The sequence below is a fragment of the Flavobacterium sp. 90 genome (assembly GCF_004339525.1).
Taxonomy (GTDB): Bacteria; Bacteroidota; Bacteroidia; order Flavobacteriales; family Flavobacteriaceae; genus Flavobacterium.
Map to the genome: position 1 here is coordinate 936,576 of NZ_SMGE01000001.1, position 24,679 is coordinate 961,254.

General features: G+C 33.1%; 25 protein-coding genes. 8 read left to right on the plus strand and 17 right to left on the minus strand.

All coding sequences use genetic code 11. From position 1 onward, the window contains the following. The first annotated feature begins 1 nt into the window (after window position 1). Window positions 2-661 (plus strand): ribonuclease HII, encoded by a 660-nt coding sequence (locus C8C83_RS03685; protein ID WP_121326480.1) that lies wholly within the window; start codon window positions 2-4, stop codon window positions 659-661. A gap of 93 nt (window positions 662-754) precedes the next feature. Here C8C83_RS03685 and C8C83_RS03690 read toward each other — a convergent pair whose 3' ends face one another. The 8 genes from C8C83_RS03690 to C8C83_RS03725 form a co-directional block, all read right to left on the minus strand. Continuing rightward, window positions 755-1,606 (minus strand): nuclear transport factor 2 family protein, encoded by an 852-nt coding sequence (locus C8C83_RS03690; RefSeq protein ID WP_121326481.1) that lies wholly within the window; start codon window positions 1,604-1,606, stop codon window positions 755-757. A 164-nt stretch (window positions 1,607-1,770) separates the two neighbouring features. Continuing rightward, entirely contained in the window at window positions 1,771-2,370 is a 600-nt protein-coding gene (locus C8C83_RS03695; RefSeq protein WP_121326482.1) for an NAD(P)H-dependent oxidoreductase, read from the minus strand. Window positions 2,371-2,515: 145 nt separating this feature from the next. After that, window positions 2,516-3,355, minus strand: a complete 840-nt coding sequence (locus tag C8C83_RS03700; RefSeq protein ID WP_121326483.1) for an SDR family NAD(P)-dependent oxidoreductase — start codon at window positions 3,353-3,355, stop codon at window positions 2,516-2,518. Window positions 3,356-3,439: 84 nt separating this feature from the next. Further along, the gene (locus tag C8C83_RS03705; protein ID WP_121326484.1) at window positions 3,440-4,339 is read right to left on the minus strand and encodes an AraC family transcriptional regulator; all 900 of its coding nucleotides are present in this window, start codon (window positions 4,337-4,339) and stop codon (window positions 3,440-3,442) included. Window positions 4,340-4,366: 27 nt separating this feature from the next. After that, entirely contained in the window at window positions 4,367-5,188 is an 822-nt protein-coding gene (locus C8C83_RS03710; protein WP_121326485.1) for an AraC family transcriptional regulator, read from the minus strand. Window positions 5,189-5,209: 21 nt separating this feature from the next. Next, complete coding sequence (gene lipB / locus C8C83_RS03715; protein WP_121326486.1) at window positions 5,210-5,911, minus strand: lipoyl(octanoyl) transferase LipB; 702 nt, start codon at window positions 5,909-5,911, stop codon at window positions 5,210-5,212. A gap of 5 nt (window positions 5,912-5,916) precedes the next feature. Next, the gene (locus tag C8C83_RS03720; RefSeq protein WP_121326487.1) at window positions 5,917-6,672 is read right to left on the minus strand and encodes a hypothetical protein; all 756 of its coding nucleotides are present in this window, start codon (window positions 6,670-6,672) and stop codon (window positions 5,917-5,919) included. A 236-nt stretch (window positions 6,673-6,908) separates the two neighbouring features. Next, entirely contained in the window at window positions 6,909-7,634 is a 726-nt protein-coding gene (locus tag C8C83_RS03725; RefSeq protein WP_121329940.1) for a hypothetical protein, read from the minus strand. Between the two features lie 425 nt (window positions 7,635-8,059). Here C8C83_RS03725 and lysS point away from each other — a divergent pair, with 425 nt between their 5' ends. From lysS to C8C83_RS03740, 3 genes are all read left to right on the plus strand, one after another. Then, a complete protein-coding gene (lysS, locus tag C8C83_RS03730; RefSeq protein WP_121326488.1) occupies window positions 8,060-9,763 on the plus strand; it encodes a lysine--tRNA ligase in 1,704 nt (567 codons plus the stop codon). Between the two features lie 127 nt (window positions 9,764-9,890). Then, window positions 9,891-10,361, plus strand: a complete 471-nt coding sequence (locus C8C83_RS03735; RefSeq protein ID WP_121326489.1) for a hypothetical protein — start codon at window positions 9,891-9,893, stop codon at window positions 10,359-10,361. Window positions 10,362-10,621: 260 nt separating this feature from the next. After that, on the plus strand, window positions 10,622-11,047 hold the full coding sequence (locus C8C83_RS03740; RefSeq protein ID WP_132011663.1) for a hypothetical protein: 426 nt from the start codon (window positions 10,622-10,624) through the stop codon (window positions 11,045-11,047). Between the two features lie 32 nt (window positions 11,048-11,079). Here C8C83_RS03740 and C8C83_RS03745 read toward each other — a convergent pair whose 3' ends face one another. From C8C83_RS03745 to C8C83_RS03755, 3 genes are all read right to left on the minus strand, one after another. Continuing rightward, complete coding sequence (locus C8C83_RS03745; protein WP_121326491.1) at window positions 11,080-11,682, minus strand: hypothetical protein; 603 nt, start codon at window positions 11,680-11,682, stop codon at window positions 11,080-11,082. Between the two features lie 35 nt (window positions 11,683-11,717). Beyond that, window positions 11,718-12,743, minus strand: a complete 1,026-nt coding sequence (locus C8C83_RS03750; protein WP_121326492.1) for a 2-hydroxyacid dehydrogenase — start codon at window positions 12,741-12,743, stop codon at window positions 11,718-11,720. Between the two features lie 120 nt (window positions 12,744-12,863). Continuing rightward, window positions 12,864-13,787, minus strand: a complete 924-nt coding sequence (locus C8C83_RS03755) for a DUF4274 domain-containing protein (RefSeq protein ID WP_121326493.1) — start codon at window positions 13,785-13,787, stop codon at window positions 12,864-12,866. A gap of 216 nt (window positions 13,788-14,003) precedes the next feature. On the opposite strand from C8C83_RS03755, the gene C8C83_RS03760 reads away from it, so the two are divergent. Beyond that, the gene (locus C8C83_RS03760) at window positions 14,004-14,444 is read left to right on the plus strand and encodes a hypothetical protein (RefSeq protein WP_121326494.1); all 441 of its coding nucleotides are present in this window, start codon (window positions 14,004-14,006) and stop codon (window positions 14,442-14,444) included. 164 nt (window positions 14,445-14,608) lie between these two features. Beyond that, complete coding sequence (locus tag C8C83_RS27370) at window positions 14,609-15,349, plus strand: hypothetical protein (RefSeq protein WP_233565995.1); 741 nt, start codon at window positions 14,609-14,611, stop codon at window positions 15,347-15,349. 53 nt (window positions 15,350-15,402) lie between these two features. On the opposite strand, the gene C8C83_RS03770 is transcribed toward C8C83_RS27370, so the two are convergent. From C8C83_RS03770 to C8C83_RS03795, 6 genes are all read right to left on the minus strand, one after another. Then, the gene (locus C8C83_RS03770) at window positions 15,403-17,877 is read right to left on the minus strand and encodes a zinc-dependent metalloprotease (protein WP_121326495.1); all 2,475 of its coding nucleotides are present in this window, start codon (window positions 17,875-17,877) and stop codon (window positions 15,403-15,405) included. Window positions 17,878-18,058: 181 nt separating this feature from the next. Continuing rightward, the gene (hemL, locus tag C8C83_RS03775; protein ID WP_121326496.1) at window positions 18,059-19,345 is read right to left on the minus strand and encodes a glutamate-1-semialdehyde 2,1-aminomutase; all 1,287 of its coding nucleotides are present in this window, start codon (window positions 19,343-19,345) and stop codon (window positions 18,059-18,061) included. Between the two features lie 39 nt (window positions 19,346-19,384). Next, window positions 19,385-19,636 carry a hypothetical protein gene (locus C8C83_RS03780; RefSeq protein WP_121326497.1) on the minus strand — a complete coding sequence of 84 codons (252 nt, stop codon included), beginning with the start codon at window positions 19,634-19,636 and terminating at the stop codon, window positions 19,385-19,387. Between the two features lie 53 nt (window positions 19,637-19,689). Further along, window positions 19,690-20,580, minus strand: a complete 891-nt coding sequence (locus C8C83_RS03785) for a glucosaminidase domain-containing protein (RefSeq protein ID WP_121326498.1) — start codon at window positions 20,578-20,580, stop codon at window positions 19,690-19,692. Further along, window positions 20,573-21,469: a pyridoxal-phosphate dependent enzyme gene (locus tag C8C83_RS03790; RefSeq protein ID WP_121326499.1), complete on the minus strand. Its 897-nt coding sequence runs from the start codon at window positions 21,467-21,469 to the stop codon at window positions 20,573-20,575. The genes C8C83_RS03785 and C8C83_RS03790 overlap by 8 nt, the downstream gene beginning before the upstream one ends. 3 nt (window positions 21,470-21,472) lie before the next feature. Next, window positions 21,473-21,814 carry a hypothetical protein gene (locus C8C83_RS03795; RefSeq protein ID WP_132011664.1) on the minus strand — a complete coding sequence of 114 codons (342 nt, stop codon included), beginning with the start codon at window positions 21,812-21,814 and terminating at the stop codon, window positions 21,473-21,475. A gap of 113 nt (window positions 21,815-21,927) precedes the next feature. On the opposite strand from C8C83_RS03795, the gene C8C83_RS03800 reads away from it, so the two are divergent. Then, window positions 21,928-22,113, plus strand: a complete 186-nt coding sequence (locus tag C8C83_RS03800) for a DUF5522 domain-containing protein (protein ID WP_041517399.1) — start codon at window positions 21,928-21,930, stop codon at window positions 22,111-22,113. Between the two features lie 535 nt (window positions 22,114-22,648). Next, window positions 22,649-24,625, plus strand: a complete 1,977-nt coding sequence (locus tag C8C83_RS03805; protein ID WP_121326500.1) for a urocanate hydratase — start codon at window positions 22,649-22,651, stop codon at window positions 24,623-24,625. The last annotated feature ends 54 nt before the right edge of the window (window positions 24,626-24,679 follow it).

Genomic DNA, 24,679 nt, shown 5'->3' on the forward strand with positions numbered 1-24,679 from the left:
AATGCTTGCAAAAAATTTCTCTGGATTTGTTTTCGAAAGTGGAACTGATGAAGCTGGTCGTGGCTGTTTGGCTGGACCGGTAACTGCCGCCGCAATAATTCTACCCGCAGATTTTGAGCATGAAATTTTAAATGACAGTAAACAATTGTCTGAGAAGACAAGAGCTTCTTTAAAACCAATCCTTGAAGAGCAGGCGGTTTGCTTTGCTGTAACACATTTATTTCCTGCCGAAATTGACGAAATAAACATTCTAAATGCTTCGATGAAAGGAATGCAGGAATGCATTTTAAAATTAAATCAAGTTCCTGAGTATATTATTGTGGACGGAAATCGTTCTCTGAATGCTAAATTGGGTTTAAAGAATACAACTGGTAAACAATTTACTAAAGCCGAAATAGAACTGCTAAAATCCATTCCTAACCAAAGCATCATAAAAGGTGATGCCAAATTTTTAAGTATTGCTGCTGCGTCTGTCCTTGCAAAAACATATCGGGACGAATATATGGATCAAATCCACGAAGAATTCCCAATGTACAACTGGAAAAAAAACAAAGGTTATCCCACTAAAGAACATCGTGAGGCGATTAAAAAATATGGCCCTACAAAATACCATCGAATGAGTTTCAGGCTTTTGCCAGATCAATTAGAGTTTGAGTTTTAAACAAAAGAGAAAGGCTTATCAAATCTGATAAGCCTTTCTCTTTTTAATGTTTTCTCTAATATTCGATTACTTAAAATCGTTTTAAATACAATACTATTTTTTACTTTTTAAGAATTCAGCAAATTGCTTTGTATCAAAATAAAACGGTCTGATTGCCGTGATTTTTCCGTTTTTTAAATCGAAATGCTCCGAAATTGGCATTGAAAGGAATTTACCGGATTTCTTTGCTTTGCATTTTATGGTGAAATAAATAATTACTTCATTTTTAGTCGCATTGCTAAAATAGACTGGTTCTTTTTCTATTTCTAAATCAAAAAATTCACTTGATTTTGCATACATTTTAGTCCATTCATTAAAACCTTTATAAGTTCCGCCATAAGGCAATCCTTCAGCTTGACTGTAAACTGCGCCTTCTTCTACTAAAGCCGAAATTGCTGTTAAGTTTCTGGTTTTAAAAAGTCCTTCAAAATATTGTGCGACAACTTTAAAATTATCAGTTTCCAGATTTTTCAAAATTTCCTCGTCTGACAATGTAACTTCTGAATCCCAAAAACCTATAATTTTACTTACCTGACCTTTCCCGTTTAATCTGGCAAAATCACGGCCTCCCATTACAAGTTTTCCTTTTGAGTCTAAAATCTTCCAGTCCCAACTTACATAATTGTCTTTTACAACTTTTTTACCTGAAGTTAATCCTGCATCCGGATATTTTTTATAAAACTCATTTATAACGTTATTTAGCGCAACCGCACCTTTGATAGATGCCGACGGATCTTCGAAAGTACTGTCGTCTAACCAAATCGTTTTTATCAATTTTAGTCGTGTATCGCTATTATGTTCTTGCCATACTTTTTCGTAAACTGCAATTGGATTTAATTTATCTTTCTTTTGAGCAAAAAGACCATTAAGCATAAAAAGAAAGCACACAAAGTAGATTTTTCTCATAAGTTTTTAAATTTAGTTAAAGCTTTTTAGATGTACAAAACCAAATTTACCATAAAAACCGCAAAGAATCACAACTCTCGCATAATTTAGCATCAATTCAAAATCAGGATTCCGAACCCAGCATTTTTACATTTTTTGCAACATTTTTATTCAAAAATAAATTTCTATCCTAAAACAGAAACTTCATCCGTATTTTTGAAAGTTGCTTTAATCTCATTTTCCCACTCAAAAATACTTTCAGCAGAAGCCCTATCTGCTTTATCAAAGTAAAAATGCTTTTGAATTTCCAATCCACAATAAGAAAAGATTCCAATATCAGATGTTAATGCAAGTGCTTTATCCATTCCCATTGCTTCGTATTCTGCATTCGATTTTCCATGCGAATTGATTATTATTGTTTTCTTTCCTGTTAACAATCCTTTTTGAACGCCCTGATCGTATCGATAAGCAAATCCGTAACTAAAAACACGATCAATAAAACCTTTCATAATCGCCGGCATTCCCGTCCACCAAATCGGATAAATAAAAATAAGCTGATCTGCCCAAGTTATAAAATCCTGTTCTGTTTTTACATCGTCTGCGACTTTGCCAATTCTTTGGCCGTGCATATCTTCCAGAGATAAAACCGGATTAAAATTAATTTCATTCAAATCCCGAACGATAACTTCTTCTCCTTTTTTTTCTAAACTTTCTACAACAGTTTGTTTGAAGAAATGGTTTAAACTTGCTGAATTTGGATGCGCATAAATAATTAAATTTTTCATGTTTTCTATTTTTAAAGATTGAACATGACAAATGTAGAATGCAAGTTTCGAGAAGAATTGTAAGAAAACGAAATCCGTTCTTTCAAAAAAAATCCCGTTATTAGTATAACGGGATTCCTTTTAAAAATTAATTTATTTTCTGCGATTAATAAGAAGTAGAAGTTGTCAAATCTTTCCAGGTTGCCAGATCTGTCTTTACAATTTCTATTTTACTATTTGCCATGTCGTAGGCATCTTGTCCTAAGAATAAATGAAGCGGAGGATTTTTCTCATTACTTATTTGAATCAAAGCATCAACCGCTTTTTCAGGATCTCCGGGTTGATTTCCGTTAATTTCATTTTGATGTGCTAAAACTGATTGACGAGCTTCTTCATAATCCGCGATTGGATTTTTAGGCAATCCCATAGAACCTTCTGATAAAAAACTGGTTCTAAAATATCCCGGATAAACCAAAGTCACATTTACACCAAAAGCTTTCGCTTCTGCCTGCAAACCTTCAGTCAAACCAGAAACTGCAAACTTTGTCGAACAATAAATTCCCCAACCCGGAAAACCTCCGTGATATCCACCAATTGATGAAATATTAAAGAAATGCCCTGATTTATTAGCTCTGAAATGTGGCATTGTATTTCGAATCACATTCAATAAACCAAATACATTTACATCAAAATTACGTCTTGATTCTTCATCTGAAAGTTCTTCCAAAGTTCCAATTTGTCCATAACCGGCGTTATTTACCACCACATCAATCGTTTTAAAATGATTGATTGTATTTTGAACTGCTTCCTGAACACTGCTTTCAGTCAAAATATCCATTGCAATAGGCAAAAAATGATCTGATGTTGCGCCAATTTCAGTAATTAAAGCGTTTACATCTCTAGAAGTTGCGGCAACTTTATATCCGTTTGCCAATAATTTTTTAACCAACGTTAATCCCAAACCTTTTGAAGCTCCTGTAACGAACCATACTTTATTTGTATCCATTTTAATAGTGTTTTAATTAGAATACAAAAGTAAGTCGCTAGTTGACCTTAGGGCTAACGAGATTCAAACCATAAATTACAAAAATCAAACAGTTCTAAATTGTCGTGGCGTAATTTGAATATTTTTCTTGAAGAAGTTATTGAAATGTGTTGGTTCTTCAAATCCCAGACTATATGCGATTTCTGAGATATTCCAATCGGTGTGTTTTAAAAGGATTTTTGCTTCTTGCAGAATACGTTCTGCAATAATTTCCGAAGTTGTTTTTTGCGTCGTTTCCTTCAAAGCTCTATTCAAATGATTGACATGAATCGTCAATTGATCTGCAAAATCTGCTGCCGAACGTAATCCAAAACGCTGTCTTGAATTTTCAATAGGAAACTGTCTTTCCAGTAATTCCAAGAACAAAGAAGATATTCTGCTTGAAGCATTAGAATGCTGAGTAACAGAAATATTAGCCGGCTGCATTTTCATGGCGCTATGAATCAAATCAAAAACTAAATTCCGCAATACATCATATTTATAGGTATAATCAGAATTTATTTCGGTAATCATTTGCTCAAAAATGCTTTTGATTCTTTTAACCTGTTCGTCATCAATAGCAAAAACAGGCGATCCGTTGGGTTTAAAAACCGGATATTCCTTTAAATTCCCAAACTGATGAAAAAAAGCTTCGGTAAATACACAAAAAAAGCCTGTTTGCTGTTCTTCTAATTGTTCCCAATTATACGGTATTTGTGGATTAGCAAAGAAAAGTGCTTGATTTTCAATCTCCACAACTTTATCAGCATAATGCACTTTGTTCTTCCCAATGATCAAACTTATCTTAAAATAATCTTTTCGGCTGTACGGAATAGGTTTTGCACTGCAACCCATAAATTCATCCAATACAAAAACATTAAAATGTCCGATTTCTTTTTTGAGATTATCGGGCATAAAAAGTGCTTTATTAAGATAAAAATCCTCAATACTTTCTAATTTTTCCATTTCACAAAGTTACAAAATTCAAACAATCTATTCTCCTTTAGAACTGCAAATATCGTTTTGGAATTTGAGGAATTTGGTTGGAGAAATATTCATGTAATATTTAAAGTCGTGTATCAATTGACTTTGATCATAATAACCACATTGTTCTACGACCGAAAGCCAATCTGTTTTAGAATCATTCAGAATATCTTTCTGAATAACTTCTACAGCTTTCAAAAATCTTTCGTAACGACTGATTTCTTTAATTGTATATCCAAAAAACTTCTTTTGATTCAATTGGATATTCCGTTCTGATTGATTGGTTTTTGAAGCAATTGCTTTTATCGGATTTAAATTCTCATCCTTAAAATCAGCCAAAAGTGTTGTTAAAGCATTTTGCTCTTTTAGGTAAGGTTTACAAAATTCTAAAATATAATCGACACGCTCTTTTGTATCTGATAAAAGATTAAGTTCTTCCCATAAAACCGAAAAACAATTTTCAGCCAGCAAAGCATCGGGGTGAATGGGTAAAGAATGCGTTAATAATGCATTTCCGAAGAATCTATAAAAAGCATCTTCTTTAAAATTGGCAACTAATATCTCTGAATTGGGTTCTAAAGTATAATCAAATGATTGTTTTATTGGTCCTAAAACAATGCATTTTTCGACTTCGAGGATCGTGTTTTTCTCTGATTTTAAAGATGATTTTGTTCCGAAGTTGAAAACCAAAATCGTCTGAAAACTGGGTAATAAAGTTTTCGTTACAGGAAATACCGTTTTGTTTTCGGCAAAATAAAAATGAGAAAAAACAGATTCAAATGCTGAAGGAACAGCAATTCTATGATTGTTATTTTCTTCAGCATTTTTCATACTATTTATATTTTAGAAGCTTTAAGAAACAAACTCAGCTTCAAACAAATTCGTTAAGTGCTTTACGATTTTAGCCTTTACTTCGTCTTCATCGACTTTTTCCACACCAAGTTCTACTTGCAAAGATGTAACGCCTTTTCCGCGAATTCCACACGGAATAATATTGTCAAAATAACCTAAATCTACGTTTACATTCAGCGCAAATCCGTGCATAGTTACCCAACGTGAAGCACGAACACCAAGAGCACAAATTTTACGCGCAAACGGAGTTCCAACATCCAGCCAAACGCCAGTTTCGCCATCACTACGTCCGCATTTTAAACCGTATTCTTCTAAAGTCAAAATAATAGCTTCTTCAAGAAAACGTAAATACTTATGAATATCGGTAAAGAAATTTTCTAAATCTAAAATCGGATAACCTACAATTTGTCCGGGTCCGTGATACGTAATATCTCCGCCACGATTGATCTTATAGAAAGTTGCACCTTTTGCTTCAAGCTGCTTTTCGTTTAATAATAAGTTCTCTAAATCACCGCTTTTCCCCAAAGTATAAACATGCGGATGTTCTACAAACAGTAAATAATTTGGCGTTGGTAAATCAAGTTCTTCTCTTCTGTTTTTGATTTTTAAGTCGACTATATCCTTAAAAAGTTCTTCCTGATATTCCCAGGTCGATTTATAATCTTTACTTCCTAAATCCTGAAGTTGAATTTTTTTGTTCATTTTAATTATTTTTCAAACTCAACTTCAAAGTTAAGTTTGTCAGGATTCTCCATATAATCCGTGAAAGGGTATTGAATTGTAATTGATTTTCGATCTTCGCTAAACAAAGCATTTGGGTTTGAAACTTTCTTGATTCGCTTAGGAAAATGGTACTTTATAATATAGTTTGACGAAGCAAAGATCATCTTAGACATATCTGCCGCGGAATCTTTTACTTTTTGAACTGCTTGTTTGTCTATTATTGCCTTACGCGTAAATTTCTTTCCGTCGTATGTATAGCTTAATTTACTTTTATTATCTCCGAAACCTGCTCCAAATGCTGCTGTAGGATTTGCGCCCGTTCCTTCTAATTTTTGAAGCGCAGATGTCGTTTGCAATATATCCTGTAATTCGTTTACGTTTTTAAAATCTGTAGAAAGCGTCATTAGAAACTCTTTTTGCTCTGCATTCATTTTAGTATTTACTACAAAATTTTCCAGTTTTTTAAGTTCCTTTTGAGTCTCCGGAGATAGTTTTGCAATACTGTCTTTTTTCTCTTCAAATATTTGTTTGAAGGTAAAAGTCGTATCAATATTTTTCTTAGCGTCTGCTCCCATTTGACTTCCTACTTGATCTCCGGCCATTGCCATTAACGAAGAACCATCCATATCAACAGAGAATTTACCGGTTCCATTGTCATTGATGTACATGTTTTCAGTAAACGTGCAACTTGTTAATGTTGCTAATAAAAAAGAAAAACTAAGAAGTTTATATAATTTCATATGGGTTAATTTTTATCAAAGATACGAAGACTATTTTTATTTATTTAATCGTTGATTTGTTTAATTGTTTATGTGAAAATTGCCCACGGATTCAACGGATTTAAACGGATTGAACGCGGGTTGTTTCATGATAATCTTTGTCAAAGTTTAAAACTTTGACAAAGATCGTCGCTTCAAAGAAAAATAAAAAATCCGCTTTAAATCCGTTTAAATCCGTTGAATCTGTGGCCAAAAAATTATTCTAAAACCACTTCTAAATTTGTCATTTCCGGATTTTGCAAACAATCCGAAAGTTTAAATTCTAAGGTTAATGCTTTTTTATCCGAACTAATAATTGCTTTTTCGTTTGAAACGGATTTTATTTTCTTTGGAAAATGATATTTTAAAGTGTAAGATTGCGTCAATTTTAAAGAAGTATATTTAGGATCTGCCGTTGCAAATTGATTTTTTGTTTTTTGAAGTTCCTCTTGATTTGTAACAGAAACCGATCGCTTAAAAACGGTTCCGTCAAAATGATATTCTACTTTATAATAATGATTTTCGGCGGTCAGTGCATAATTGTGTTTGATATCATTTGCATAATCTTCGGTTTTATACAAATCCGGAATTTCTGAAACTTTATTAAAGTTAAACGACATTACGGTTCTGAATTCTTTTTCGAAAGAACTGTTTTTTGTATGCACTTTTACATTCGAATATTTTTGAAATAATTGCTGTTCTATTGGCGTATATTTCACAAATGTCTCGTTGTACCTTTTAATATAATCCTCAAAAACATAGGTTGTATCTTTAAAAACATCTTCATGTGCGTATTGATCTCCCGCCAATTGCATATAACTGTTTTCATTTCGTAGTTGGACAACTTCAATGGTTCCGGTTCCGTCTGGATTGATTTGAATGGTTTCGGTAATTTGGCAACTTGAAAGGATAAGAAGAATTATTAAGGCTGATATGGATTTCATTTTTTCTAGAAGGTTCTTTTGAAAAGGTTCTGAGAAGCTAAGATACTGAGGTTTTTGTTTAGTTTCATGCATTTTTAACGCATTATTGTCAGGCTGAGCGAAGTCGAAGCCACTCCTGAAATTTTGCAATAAAAATCGTCAATCTTTGTCGAGCTACTCGTGTGGCTTCGACTTCGCTCAGCCTGACAATGCTTTACAAAACGATCTAAACCCACCAACTAAAAGCTCTTATAAAAACTAAAACTTCTAAAATAGCCCCGATAGAAGCGGTATCCTTTTTTGCTTTTTCGGCAAAAAAGATACAAGTGAATAGCGGGACAAAAGGACTTTGAAAACCAAAAATTTGTGCTTCAAAAAATCTAAAAACTGCATTCTGAAATCTACATTCTTTTCTTTATCTTTGCACACTTAAAAAAGAGCACAAAATGGCATTATCAGAACAAGAAATCATTAGAAGAGAGAAACTTCAAAACTTACGCAACTTAGGAATCAATCCTTACCCAGCTAATCTTTTTCCTGTAAATCATACTTCGAAGCAGATTAAGGAATCTTTTGAAGAAGGTAAGAAGGTGATCGTTGCCGGACGTTTGATGAGTATCAGAGATCAGGGAAAAGCTTGTTTTGCTGAATTGCAGGATAGCGAAGGGCGTATACAATTGTACGTGAATCGCGATGTTTTGTGTGAAGGTGATGATAAAACTTTGTACAACACGGTTTTTAAAAAATTAACTGATTTAGGTGACTTTGTTGGTATTGAAGGAGAATTGTTTACAACACAAGTTGGTGCAAAATGTATTCGTGTGAGCGGTTTTACTTTCTTGAGTAAAACACTTCGTCCGCTTCCTTTACCAAGAGTTGATACAGACGGAAACGTTCACGACGCTTTTACAGATGCTGAATTGCGTTACAGAATGCGTTATGTTGATTTAACGGTGAATCCACATGTTAAAGAAAACTTCATTAAGCGTACAAAATTGTTTACCGCTATGCGTAACTATTTTAACGATGCAGGTTATCTTGAGGTTGAAACTCCGGTTTTACAATCAATTGCTGGTGGAGCTTCGGCAAGACCTTTTATCACGCACCATAATTCGCTTGATATTCCGCTTTACATGCGTATTGCAAACGAATTGTATTTGAAAAGATTAATTGTTGGTGGTTTTGAAGGTGTTTATGAGTTTTCGAAAAACTTTAGAAATGAAGGTATGGACAGAACGCATAATCCTGAATTTACTGCAATGGAAATATATGTAGCCTACAAAGACTACAACTGGATGATGGAATTTGCTGAAGGTTTGCTTGAGCATTGTGCAATTGCTGTAAACGGAACTAGCGAAGTTACTTTTGGTGAACACCAAATTAACTTTAAAGCGCCTTATGCTCGCGTTACAATGACGGATTCTATCAAACATTTTACTGGTTTTGATATTTCAGGTAAAACTGAAGAAGAATTGTTTGAAGCTGCAAGAGGAATGGGAATCGACGTTGATAAAACAATGGGGAAAGGAAAATTAATTGATGAGATTTTTGGCGCTAAATGCGAAGGAAACTATATTCAGCCAACTTTCATTACTGATTATCCAAAAGAAATGTCTCCTCTTTGTAAAGAACACCGCGACAATCCGGATCTTACAGAGCGTTTTGAATTAATGGTTTGTGGTAAAGAAATTGCAAATGCTTATTCTGAATTGAACGATCCAATTGATCAACGTGAGCGTTTTGAAGATCAAATGCGTCTTTCTGAAAAAGGTGATGATGAAGCTAACGGAATCATCGATGAAGATTTCTTAAGAGCGCTTGAATACGGAATGCCTCCAACTTCTGGAATGGGAATTGGTATGGACCGTTTGATTATGTACTTAACAAATAATGCTTCAATTCAGGAAGTTTTATTGTTCCCACAAATGCGTCCGGAGAAAAAACAAGCTCAAATTGAATTGTCTGACGAAGAGAAATTTATCCTGGATTTATTGAAAGGAAATGAAAATAAAATGGATCTTCAGCAATTAAAAATTACTGCGAATTTAAGCGGTAAAAAATGGGATGCATCTATGAAAAATTTATCTAAACACGGTTTAACTAAAGTTGCCGTTGAAGGCGAGTTTAAATTTGTGGAATTGGTAGAGTAGTTTTAAAAAAAATCAAAATTTTAAATACCAAATTCCAAAATTGGAATTCATAATATATTTAAAGAAAGGAATTCATAATAGAATTCCTTTCTTATTTTAAAAAGATAACAACAAAACATTAAAAGGATTGAGTACATTACTTATTATTACAATTTTAATATCATTTATCTGTTATCAAATTTACTTTGAAAAAGTTATTACAAAAAAGGTTCCTATACAGAGAAAAGAAAAAATATTTAAATTATTAAGCACTAAATTTGAGGGATTAAAAGAAAATCATCTTGGTTTTTTTGAATTTACCTTAAACAATAAAAATATTTTATTTGATTATAAAGCTATTAGACATAAAAATGGTTTTTCAAATATCTTAAAGATATATTTAGATATCTCAACAATAGAAGAAGAAATTAAACAGCTATGTAAAATTCATTTTTATTGTATAAAGATTGACAATAAAGATTGGATAGAAATGCCTGTCGAAGTATTCTTTGACTCACTAAATAATCTAGTTAAATATTCAAGCAAAACTGTTGATCGAATAATTTCAGAAACCGAAATTTATATTTCAGAGAAAAGAAGAGAACGAGACACAAAATAACTTGTCAAAGATATTCCATCGGAATATATCATCGGTAGAAAATAAAATATTGTTTTGCATTGTGTCCCGTAAGGACACCTGTTTTTTACGGAAATGAAACATTTTCATCATTGATCAAACGTTCCTACGGAACGTACAATCGTAATTCTAATTTTATTCTACCGAGCAAACATTCCTATGGAATGATTTTTTTTATATAATCCGACAGGTTTTTAAACCTGTCGGATTTTTTATTTAAATTTAACCACATAGAAATGCCTATGTCAAAAATTAAAAATTACTTACTTTATACCATATTTATTGTATTCACAGTACTTGGTTCATATTTACTAATCGATTCATTTATAAATCCAGAATTAGAGTTTTCTGAGGATGTTGTACTCAAAAACAGAATTAAATATATCAATGGTATTCTTTTCTTTGGTGGATTAGGCTATATCTATTATCTCATAAAAGAAAGGAAAATTGACACAAATCAGAATACGTTTAAAACGAATATTACCATGTTTTTTGGCTGTTTAATATTTGTCCTAAATTGTTTATTCATAATTCTACATCCCGAAACATTTAAAAAAGGAACCAAATTAACACAAATGATTATTGGCTATAGTGGAGTATTATTTTTTGGCGCTGGTTTACTTATGTCAGTTTATAGATTAATAAAAAATCTCTCTAAGACAAATTAATAAAACGGATCAAAAACCGAGAGATTCATATTTTAAAAGGAATACTTCTCTAACTTCTTTCCATCAATATCCAAAACCTTTGCACTTTCTCTTGAAGCGTCTTCTTTGACAACTTCCTGAACCGATGGATTTGACGGATATTTTCCGTTTTTAAGTTTTAAAAGGTGAAATTTCCCTCCACTTACGACTATTAGATCATAGAATTTTTCAGATACTGAAGTGGTTACATAAATAGGAAAATCAGTTACGGTAAATTTATTGATTAAACTTCCGTCATTATTTAAGATATATCCTGAACAACCACCGCTTCCGCAAAAATAAGCATTCGAGAAACCTACAAAATACTCGTCTTTTTTGTCATTGTTTAAATCGAAAGCACTGTAATAAAAAAATCGATCGTCTTTGGTCAATGCCGGTAAATCCGCTTTTAGTAAAACCAGGAGCTGTTTTCTAATTAATTGTACAGCTTTATCATCTTTTGCAGGAGCGTCGCTTATATCTGCACTACCCGTTGCAGTCTTTGTCAATGTATCATTTGCAACTGCTTCAACAACATTTTCTTTTTCTGTTTTTTCTTTATTTTGACATGATATCATTCCTAAAATCACAAATGCCATTAAAATTTTTCTTTTCATAATTTCTCTTTTTTTAAATTCTTATGATTATGTTTCTAAACCAATAAAGCGGCTTTATTCTCAATATCATTTTGCGCCAATAATGACTTTATATTATTGAAAGTTACTAAAGCAATCTGCGTTAAAGCTTCATTAGTAAAAAAGGCCTGATGCGCCGTTACCAAAACATTTGGAAAACTCATTAAACGCTGAATCGCATCGTCCTGAATAATATCTGCCGAAAGATCTCTGAAAAATAATTTCTCTTCTTGTTCGTAAACATCGATTCCCAAGTATCCAATTTTCCCTTCTTTAAGACCTTCAATAACCGAAGCTGTTTCTATTAATCCGCCTCGACTTGTATTGATAATCATTACGCTGTCTTTCATCTCATCGATAGACTTGTTATTAATAATATGTTTGGTTTGCTCATTTAGCGGACAATGAAGCGAAATGATATCACTCGATTTGAAGATTTCTTCGAGAGAAACGAATTGTACTCCGTCTTTTTCCATTTCGGCATTTGTAACAATATCATACGCCAGAACTTTACATCCAAAACCTAAAGCGATTTTTGCAAAAGCTTTTCCAATATTTCCCGTTCCGATGATTCCAATTGTTTTTCCGAATAAATCAAAACCTAATAATCCGTTTAAAGAAAAATTTTGTTCACGAACTCTATTATAAGCTTTATGTGTTTTTCTATTTAAAGTCAAAATCATGGCAATTGCATGCTCTGCAACTGCTTGCGGCGAATATGCAGGAACTCGGCAAACTTTTAAATTATATTTTTTTGCAGCCTCTAAATCGACATTATTGAAACCTGCACAACGTAAAGCAATAATTTTCACTCCCTTTTCTGCTAACTGTCTTATAACGGATTCATTTACGATATCATTTACAAAAACACATACAATTGAAGCGTTTTCAATCAAAATAACAGTCTGAGGATTTAATTGGGTTTCAAAAAAATCCAACTCAAAACCAAAGTCTGTATTGTATTTATTAAAGAAAGCTTTATCATAAGGCTGCGTCGAAAAAAAGGCGATTTTATTACTATTTGATGTAGTCGTTAAACTCATGATCTCTGTTTTTTTGATTCTTAAATTATGGTTTTACTAAGTTAAGTAATTAAATCTGAAGTAAATTTCTGATCATAAAAAAAGAGCTTCTCTCAAAGCTCTTTTGTCAAAATAGTTTTTTTATTCTCTAAATTTTAAATGATCTGTACTAAAAAGCAACCCAATTCCGCTGTAAGGATCTCTTTTTAAATCATAAAAGTTATTTGCTCCAGCCAAATCATGATACAAATCAATCATTATTGAAGATTCCTGAAATCCATCAATTGTATGTTTTATAATAGTATCAGATAAACAAGTTAGCTCTTTTGTAGTATTTGTAATTCCGATGTTATTTCCAGTTTCCCAATCCCAAATAGTCCAATCCCAATTGTGTGTTTTTTGAACAGCATCCATCCATAAATAAGAAAGATTGTTGATTTTAATTTTCCCTAATTCCTTTTCTTTCCAATATTCAACACTTTCGATTATCGCTTTTATTGTATTCTCTGTTTGATCGTAAACAAAATCAGGATTTGAAATCTGAATAGTTTTTATAGCATCAGCAATTTTAGTGTTGATAGTTTTTAATTCCTTTTCGTTGGGCTTTCTTAAAAAAGCAAATTCAATGTCTTGTCGGTCAAAAGCAATTCCAGGTGATTTCACCAACATTTCTGCAGGAATACATTTTGCATTAGAATATTCGTTAAGAAACTCTTCTCTCGGATCAAAAGAAAAATTCTCATCAGCATAAAAACCGGAAACATATCTTTGCTCAATTTCCTTAACGATTTGATACGTTTCAAAATTTATATCTTCTTTTATTTCGTCTTCGGTTTCAAACCTGCAAAAATAATCCGGTTGCAACATCCAATACAAACAAAGAGCGGTTCCTTTATCAAGATGTTTTTGTTTGATTATCCATTCAAAAGGTTCAATTCCGTCATCATAATTCCAATTTTGTACAAACTGATGCAATTCGGGAGCGGTTAATTTTTGATAAGACATCTCGCTATTTACAGCTTTTAGAACTCGATTTTTACTCTTTTTATTAAATAATTCTTCCATTTCTATATTTTACAAATCCAATATTCTCCTACAAATTTAAAAACCTATTTTTATAAATACATCATTAAATACAAACACTTCTTAAAAATCTCAATATCAGACAAATCGCTATTTTATATTTTTAATTTTGTTAAATAATCTATAATTCTGATACTCAGATTAAACCTATTGAATCTGATAAAGTCTAAATGGTATAACAATTAAAAAACTTACATCATGAAAAAATTATTCATCGCAGCTTTGTTATTCATCGGAGTAGCTAGTTTTGCACAAGAAGCGGATCAAAAACCACCTCGCGAACAAAGAGAAAGATTGACTCCGGAACAACGTAGTGACAAACAATTAAAAAAACTTACTTCTGAATTAAACTTAGATGCAAATCAACAAGCACAAGTAAAGCAACTTCTAGCCGACAGAAATGCTAAAGCTGAAAAATTTAAAGAAACCCGTAAAGCAAAAAAAGACAGCGATGTAAAACCAACTGCAGCTGAAAAAGAAGCTTTCAAAAAAGAAGTAATAGCCGAAAGAGATGCAAATGATGCTAAAATGAAATCTATCTTAAATGCAGACCAATACACAAAATGGAAAGCAATTCAGGAAGAGAATAAAGACAAAGCGAGAGAGAAAATGAAAGAATACAAAAAAGAGAATAACTAATTATAGTTTACAAAAAGAGGCTTTGATAGCCTCTTTTTTATTTTTGAAAAGTTTTATGCTTTCCTTATTACTTTCTGTTAATTAAAAGATAAATCCGACAATTCGATTAAACTTAATAAAATCATGGCAGTCTAATTGCTATAAACCTTTTAAAAAAACGAATTATGAAAAAATTATTTATCGCAGCTTTATTATTCGTTGGAGTAATAAGTTTTGCACAAGACATCAATCAGAAAACGACACGTGATCAACGAGAAAAATTAACTCCGGAACAACGTAATGAAAAACATTTACAAAAGTTAACTTCTGAATTGAATTTAGATAAAAAACAACAGGAACAAGTAAAACAGTTACTGGCAGAAAGAAGTGCCAAAGTCGAAAAGTTTAGAGATGGTAAAAAAGACAGCAAAACAAAACCTACTGAGGCAGAAAGAGAAGCTTTTAAAAAACAAATGGATACTGAAAAAGCAGCAAACGATGCTAAAATGAAATCAATTCTAAACACCGATCAGTACACAAAATGGACTGCTCTTAAAAAAGAGCACGATCGCAAAGGCGATCATAAAGGCAGAAGAGACATGAAATCTCCACAAGAACGCGATCAGGCACATTTGCAAAAATTGACTACAGATCTAAATTTAAATACAGATCAGCAAAAACAAGTTAGCGAGCTTTTGTCTGACAGAAGTACCAAAATGGCAATGCTTAAAAAGAGCCGAAGAGACAATGCAACACCACCAACTGATGCTGAGAAAAAAGCCATGAAAAAACAAATGGAAGAAGATCACAAAGCAACAGATGCAAAAATGAAATCTATTTTGAATGCTGATCAATATAAAAAATGGACAGCAATTCAAAAAGAACGTAAAGACAAAATGAAAGAACACAGAAAAGATAAAATGTAATTGAGTTCAAACAAAAAAGAGGCTTTAAAAAGCCTCTTTTTTGTTATACATTCCTATTTTGGATTAAGAATTAAATCAATTCTTTTGATACAATCTTCATAATGGTATTTTGTTTCTGTGTTTACGGGTCTTGCTTTTGCTGCTAAAAGTGTGCTTCGTAATGCCGTTAATTCACCTCGAACTAAAGCTCTAAGATCAGATTGTACCACATTATAATAGGTCGTTGATTTATCTGTTGGTTTAATTTCCTCGATCATCAAAGTTCCCATTCTGTCAATATAACCTCGTTGTAAGTTTCTTCTATATATTGTCACATTAGCTGGAGTTACTGCTTCTTTCCAGATTCCTTTTCTGGTATCTTTCAGTAAATCTAAAGCTTTGTAAGTATCAGCGCCAAGAATTTCATTATCCATTAATCTACCAATTCGGGAGATACTCAATAAATTATTTAAGTGACGTACTTGTAAACTTCTAAACTTTTCTGAATAACCTGCAGAATTTGTATTTTTTAAAGTATTTACATTTACAATCCAGGTTGGCGAAGCAAAAGCATTTGTTTGAAGCCAATTCATCGCTTCGATTTGTTTTGCTTTCGGCACAACTTCATAAACATTTCCGGGCTGATTTGGTTTTTTAGTATTTTCATAAACACCGCCAACATTCGTCACAACATGACCAACATATCTGCTCCAAACGTCCAGCATTTCTTTATATAATTCGTCTAAATCTTCATAATTATTGGTCACATTACTCGTCCATTCGCTTAAATGTCCTGCAACATATTCCAGATTTTTAAGTCCGTATGAACTTGCTTTCATCGAATTGTTTCCAATATCTTCTGTTTGAGAAGTTGGATCAAAAGAACTGCCCTGATCTCCAAATTTATAAATTGGATTTCCTGCTTTTTCCAAAATCCATTTGTCTAAAGTTACTTCTTCAGCTTCAGGAGATTTTGCATTTGGAATCACTCTGTATCCCCAATTTAATGCATAATGATCGTAAGCTCCCATTTTGCGAATAAAACGAATATTTTTATCTCCGGGTTGTGCAATATAATTAAAACGGGCATAATCCATTATACTTGCCGAGATTCCGTTTTGTTGTGTAAAATCACCATTTCTGTAACTCTCAACATCATATGCACAACTTGCACCCATATTATGCGGAAACCCTAAAGCATGACCAACTTCGTGAGCAATAACCATTCGCATCATTTCGCCCATTTCTTCATCACTGGTTTGTAATGTTCGCGCTGAAGGATTTGCTGCTCCGGTTTCTAATAAATATCTGTTTCTGTAAGAACGCAAATGATTGTGATACCAAATCACATCGCTTTCGATAATTTCTCCCGTTCTTGGATCTGAAACACTTGGTCCAACTGCATTTCGCGTCGTACTTGCTACATAACGAATAACCGAATAACGCACATCTTCAGGACTAAAATCAGGATCTTCCTCTTTTGTTGGAGCATCTTTTGCAATAATCGCATTTTTAAAACCTGCCGTTTCAAACGGTTTTTGCCATTCTTCTATTCCTTGTTTTATGTATTTTTTTAATTTTTCCGGCGTTGCAGGATCTAAGTAATACACAATTGGTTTTATTGGTTCAACCAATTCTCCTCTGTTGTATGCTTCAGGATCTTTTGGCTCTAATCTCCAACGTCTGATATATGTTTTAAGATCTGATTTTAATTCATTGCTTCCGTAATCGTACTGACTTACTGTAAACCAACCCACACGCGGATCTGCCAATCTAGGTTTCATTGGTACTTCCGGTAATAAAATCATCGATTGATTCATTTGAATACTTATCGATTCTGTTTCTTCCAGCGTTGAAGGTTTTGAAGCATTATAAGTCATATCCTGAATTACTTCAATATTCATCGGAAAACTTTTAATCTTATTGATAAAGCTTCGCGAATCGTCAAGTCCTTTTACTTTGTAAGTATCACGCATTTCTGCTGATATTCCGGTAATTGCCTTAACATCTGTGCTGTAAAATTTAGTTACATCAATAACCGTATTTGCAGAATCTTTACTGAAAGCTACAATATCAAATGCAAATAATGTAGGCTCATAATTATTTGATTTTACCGAAATACTAATAGGTAAAGTATCATTTGCAACCGCATTATAGGATTTTGATTTGATAAGGATTTTATCCTGAAAACGCTGCCAAACGATCAATTGTTCATTAGTTTCAGAACCGGCATTTACATATCCTCCGCCTAAATTAGCAGGCAATTTCGAAAGTCTGCTTACCAAAAGCATATCTTTATTTAAGTACTTATTCGGGATTTCAAAGTAGTATTTTTTATCGACCTTGTGCACTTTAAAAAGTCCGTCATCAGAAACAGCGTCTTTAGTAATTACTTTACTGTATTCTTTAATTGTCGATTCTGGCTTTTTTTCTGGAGGTGCAACTACAGGATCGCCTTTTTTTGATTCCTTTTTGTTCGATTGGGCAAACTGATTATTAGAAAATAGCATGAAAAATGCCATTGTAATAAAAATGCAAAATTTATTCACTTATTGGTAGGTTTAGTGGTTATTCGATAAACAAAAATAATTTTTATTCTACTTATAAAAAAACAAACTCACTTCTTAACATTTTATTAACAAGTATAATCGAAATTAAAATCATAAAAAAAGGTTCAGTTTTTATAAAAAACTGAACCTTAAATTGAAAATATTTTTTGTTTTCTAAGATTTAAAAAGTCTTTGAAACCTTATCAATTGCATTAATTGTAAAATCTAAATCCTCATATGTTAATGCATCAGTAATAAACCATGTTTCATAAGCCGATGGCGCAATATAAACTCCTTCGTTTAATAAACCGTGAAAGAATTTCTTGAACGTTTCATTATCACCTTTTGCTGCTGTTTGAAAATCAACAACCGGATTTGCATCAAAATGAACAGAAATCATTGAACCTACTCTATTGATTGTAAAAACAACATTATTAGCTTTTAAAACTCTGTCAATTCCTGCTTCTAAATAAGCTGTTTTTTCGTCTAAACGATCAAAAATTGCACGATCATTATCAAGAGATTGCAACATTGCTAATCCTGCCGCCATTGCTAACGGGTTTCCAGACAATGTTCCGGCTTGATAAACTGGTCCAAGTGGTGCAAGATAATTCATAATTTCGGCACGTGCAGCAAAAGCACCAACCGGCAAACCTCCACCAATTACTTTTCCGAAAGTAACAATATCAGCATTGATGTTAAACAATTCCTGAACTCCACCGCGAGCCAAACGGAAACCTGTCATTACCTCATCAAAAATCAGTAAAATTCCGTTTGCAGTACACAAATCTCTTAAACCTTGTAAGAAATCTTTTTGAGGCGGAATACATCCCATATTTCCTGCAACTGGTTCGATGATTATTGCTGCGATTTCGTTTTTGTTAGCTTCAATTAAAGTTTTTACATTCTCTAAATCATTGTATTTTGCCAACAAAGTATCTTTTGCAGTTCCTTCTGTAACTCCCGGGCTATTTGGAGATCCAAAAGTTACAGCTCCACTTCCCGCCTGAATCAAAAACGAATCAGAATGTCCGTGATAACAACCTGCAAATTTTATAATTTTATCTCTTTTTGTAAATCCGCGAGCCAGACGAATCGCACTCATACAAGCTTCTGTACCTGAATTTACAAATCTTATCTTATCAATATTCGGAACCATAGAAACCGCCAAAGCAGCAATTTCAGTTTCTAATTCTGTTGGCATTCCAAATGAAGTTCCCAATTTTGCTTTCTCAATTACGGCATCAACAACTGGCTGATACGCATGCCCTAAAACCATTGGTCCCCAGGAATTGATGTAATCAATTAATTTATTTCCATCTTCGTCATATAAATAAGCACCTTTGGCACTTTTTACAAAAATAGGAGTTCCTCCAACCGCTTTAAAGGCTCTTACTGGCGAATTTACTCCTCCCGGAATTACTTTTTCTGCTTCAGCAAAAAGCTGACTACTTCTTTTATATATCATTTTTTATTTTAGTTTTTTGAGTTCAGGTTTTAGATTTAATTAGAAAATTAAACGTTGATCTAATATAAACTCATTAAAATATTTTTGTTCTATTTGATCTTCTTCACTAAGTTCTTTCATTTTTTTATTAGACATTCCAATCGGAGAATAAAATAACCATTTCCAGGTTGGACGATGTTTTATAAAAAAATGCCTTTCGGCAAATTCATCATGAATATAAACTCCACAAAAAACTCTAATACTTAGAATTATTGCAAAAGTAAAGATTCCAACTGTGACATTCTTTTTCATAGACAATTTTGTAGCAATTTTATAATTAACAATTAATAATGAACAATTGACAATTATTTTACCCTCAACTTCTGTCCAATAGAAAGCGCATTATCAGATAGATTATTTTTCTGCTTTAAATCATCAACCAATAAGTTGAATTTTTTTGAAATCGAATATAAAGTATCTCCTTTTTGAACTTCATACAAATTAGGATCGTTGGAATTTACATTCGAATTTGAATTTGAAGGATTTTTTGCGGGCGGAGTTGTTTTCTCAAATGGTTTGTAATTTTTCCCCGTAATCTGACAATCATATTGATGCAGATTATATCTTTCTATATAACTGATTAATTTATCCGGATAATTAGGATCTGTTGCATAACCACAGGCTCTTAATCCTTTTGCCCAAGCTTTGTAATCGTCTTTTTCATAGGTAAATAAGCTTGCGTATCTTTTTTTCCCAACCAAAAACAAGGCGTGATCTCTATAAGATTCTGAAGCTTCGGTATATTTCCTGAAACATTCCTGAGCCGAATCATCATCATGACGAACGCTTTCGCCCAACCAATCATTATGACATTTTATTCCAAAGTGATTGTTTGCATCTAAAGCTAAATCTCCTTTTCCTGCACCGGATTCCAGAATTCCCTGCGCCAAAATGATACTTGCAGGAATACCATATTTCTGCATATTTCCCATTGCAATATCTTTAAATTGCAAAATATAATTATTGATTAATTCACTGGTAACAACCGTTTTAGAAGTAGATTGAATAACCTCGGTTGTATTATTTGTAGAAGGATAATTTTTGCCTATTGGCTTTACCGGAGCTTGTTTTTTGGTAGTTGCCACTCTTGGCCTCTGAACCGCAGCCGCTTTTTTAGTCGTTGCAATAGTAGGTTTACTCGACGAACAACTTACTAAAGTAGCCAGAATTAAGAATGTTATTATTTTTTTAACCATTGCATATAAGTATTGGTAATTTTTTCTGCTTCAATTTTATATTCATTCCATCAATTCCCTGCAATCCGCCGGTATGAATGAGTAATATTTTTGAACCCGCAGGAAAATAGTTTTTATGTATTAAATCTATAACGCCAAAAACCATCTTTCCTGTATAAATTGGATCTAAAGGCACTTTATTTTCTTCAAAAAAAGCATTGATAAATTCAATTAATTCTAAATTTATCTTCCCATAACCTCCAAAATGATAGTCAGAAATTAAATTCCAGTTATCTTTTTTTGCAAAAATACGAATTTCATCTGTTAAAAAGTCACCTTTTAACGCCGGAAACCCTAAAACTTTCTGATGCGACAACGCACTATTAATCAATCCGGATATGGTTCCGCCAGTTCCAACAGCGCAGCAAACGTAATCAAAAACTGCATCTTTTTCCGTTAGAATTTCCTCGCAGCCTTTTACCGCCAACTCATTTGTTCCGCCTTCGGGCACTAAATAAAAATCTCCGAATTTCTCTTTTAATTTTTCTATAAACGAAGTTTCACTTTTATGTCGGTAATCTTCGCGGGTTACAAATTCAAATTGCATTCCGTTTTCCTGAGCAAATTTCAAGGTTGGATTTTCTTCGATTTTATCAAAGATTTCTTCTCCACGAATAATTCCTATTGTTTTAAAACCCTGCTCTTTTCCTGCATATGCAACCGCTGCAATATGATTCGAAAAAGCACCGCCAAAAGTTAACAAAGTCGTTTTGTTTTCGGCTTTAGCCTGAAGTAAATTATATTTGAGTTTTCTGAATTTATTTCCCGAAACAAAAGGATGAATCAAGTCTTCTCTTTTAATTGTCAGAGAAATATTGTTCTCAAAAACAGTATGAATTTCCTGGTTCAAAATTTATTTTTCTTTTAAAGTTATGTAATTTAAAAAACCGAAAAAAGATCGGTTTTTCAAATAATCAGTATCATTTTCATTCGCATAAGCTTCTCTTTCAAAACTTATATTTCGGTACGCCAAATCTTTGTTTTTATATTGAATCAACCTTATTATATATTCTAAAACATAAAAAATATAAAAAGGAAGAATCAGCAATTCTAATTGTTGTCTGAGATGAATTTTTTCGTGATTTACAAAAACGGGATTTTCTTTGTCCTGATTGTATTTTAAAAATACAAACGGAAACACAGCCATTCCGCGATATCCTTTCGGAATTAAATATTTAGCAACAATCAGAAACATTAGCTGTAAAATTTATAAATTTGTAGATAAAAAATGTTCGATTTCGCTAAAATCATAATCATCTTACTAAATTTGATTTTAATAAAATAAGAACAAGAATCCAAAGCAGATTTATGAAAGAGCAAAGTAATGAAAATAAACTAATCGAAGGCGAAGATTTTTACTATACGCCCGAAGGTTATAAATGCTTTACTGAAAAACACCATCTAAAACGTGGTTATTGCTGCAAAAGTGGCTGCCGTCATTGTCCGTACGGATTTGATAAAAACACAGGTCAAATTAGAAAAAAGTCTAATTAGAAAATGTGTCAATTTGATAATGAGATAATTAAAAAAAACAGATTAAGAATCAAAAATCTAAAATCACCAATCTAAAATATTTATATGGATATTCTCTTGCGAAAATTTAGGATTACGATCCACAAATCCTATCACAGGTCGGATATTCGTTATCCCTAGCTTTTTTAATTAGAAAATGTGTCAATGTGCCAATGAGTCAATTTTAAAATTATCTCAATTAGAAAATGTGCCAATTTGATAATTAGATAATTAATTTTTGACCTAATTTGCATTGACAGGTATTTCGCTCCTTTGGAGCTTTTACAAGCTGATCGTGTTGTTTTCTATAAATATTGCGCCTTTCCAAGGCTTAAATAAATCCGTTAGGATTGCAATATTTATAGCATAAGAATTTGGCGATTAGAATTTAAGCCTCAGCGGGGCGACATAATTTAATTTAAAAAAACAAAAAATTAATCTGTTGTTAATCTTGCTAAATTATCTTAGCGACTTAGTCCCGATGCTTCGGGATAGCAACTAAGCACCTTAAAAAAAAATGATTTTTCAAGAAGAAATAAAACAAGGAATTCCATCTATATTACCTCCAAAAAAGGATTACGATTTAGCCATTAATCATGCGCCAAAACGAAAAGAAATCCTTTCGGCAGAAGAAAAAAAACTGGCGCTTAAAAATGCATTACGTTATTTTGAAGCTAAACATCACGCTGAATTAATCGTCGAATTCTCTGAAGAATTAGAAAAATACGGTCGTATATATATGTATCGCCTTCGTCCTGATTACAGAATGTACGCAAGACCAATTGACGAATATCCGGGAAAATCATTACAGGCAAAAGCAATTATGCACATGATTCAGAACAATCTGGATTATGCTGTGGCGCAACATCCGCACGAGTTAATTACGTATGGCGGTAACGGAGCTGTTTTTCAGAACTGGGCACAATATTTATTAACGATGCAATATTTGTCTGAAATGACAGATGAGCAAACCTTGACGATGTATTCAGGACATCCAATGGGATTATTTCCTTCGCATTCTGAAGCGCCAAGAGTTGTGGTTACAAACGGAATGGTGATCCCAAATTATTCTAAACCGGACGATTGGGAAAAAATGAATGCTTTGGGCGTTTCACAATACGGACAAATGACAGCTGGAAGTTATATGTACATTGGTCCACAAGGAATTGTACACGGAACTACGATTACGGTTTTGAATGGTTTCAGAAAAATAAAACTAAATCCTGAAGGAAATTTATTTGTAACATCGGGACTTGGCGGAATGTCCGGTGCACAACCAAAAGCCGGAAATATTGCAGGTTGTATTACGGTCTGCGCCGAAGTAAATCCTAAAATCACCAAAATTCGTCACGAACAAGGATGGATTAATGAAATTGTAACTTCGACAGAAGAATTGGTCAAAAGAGTCACTTTGGCGAAAGCCAATAAAGAAGTGGTTTCGATTGCTTATTTAGGAAATGTGGTTGATGTTTGGGAATGTTTCGACAAAGAAAATATCAAAATTGATTTGGGTTCTGACCAGACTTCGCTTCACAATCCTTGGGCGGGAGGTTATTATCCAGTCGGAATTTCTTTTGAAGAAGCAAACGAAATGATGGCAAACAATCCTGAATTATTCAAAGAAAAAGTACAGGAATCTTTACGTCGTCAAGCGAAAGCAATAAACAAACATACCGCAAAAGGAACTTACTTTTTTGATTACGGAAATGCCTTTTTACTAGAAGCTTCGCGTGCCGGCGCCGATGTAATGGCAGAAAATAATATCGATTTCAGATATCCAAGTTACGTTCAGGATATTATGGGACCAATGTGTTTTGATTACGGTTTTGGCCCTTTTAGATGGGTTTGTACCTCAGGAAAACCAGAAGATTTACAAAAAACTGATACAATTGCAAGTCAGGTTTTAGAAGAATTGGCTAAAACTTCTCCAAATGAAATTCAGCAGCAAATGCAGGATAACATCAAATGGATCAAAGGTGCACAGGAAAATAAATTGGTTGTAGGTTCTCAAGCCAGAATCTTATATGCTGATGCCGAAGGTCGTATTAAAATTGCTGAAGCTTTTAACCAAGCGATTGCAAAAGGCGAAATTGGAACTGTTGTTTTAGGACGCGATCATCATGATGTTTCTGGAACGGATTCTCCTTACAGAGAGACTTCTAACATCTATGACGGTTCTCGTTTTACGGCAGATATGGCGATTCAAAACGTGATTGGAGACAGCTTTAGAGGTGCAACCTGGGTATCGATTCATAATGGCGGCGGAGTTGGCTGGGGAGAGGTTATAAATGGCGGATTTGGTATGGTTCTTGATGGTTCTAAAGAGGCTTCAAAACGTTTAGCATCAATGCTTTTCTGGGATGTTAATAACGGAATTTCAAGAAGAAGTTGGGCGAGAAATGATGAAGCAATTTTTGCTATAAAAAGAGCGATGGAAGTTCAGCCTTTATTAAAAGTAACATTGCCTAATATCGTAGATGAAAATCTATTTTAAATAGAAGTGTCATTCTGAGCGAAGTCAAAAACTAACGAAAAAAGGGCTTCGACT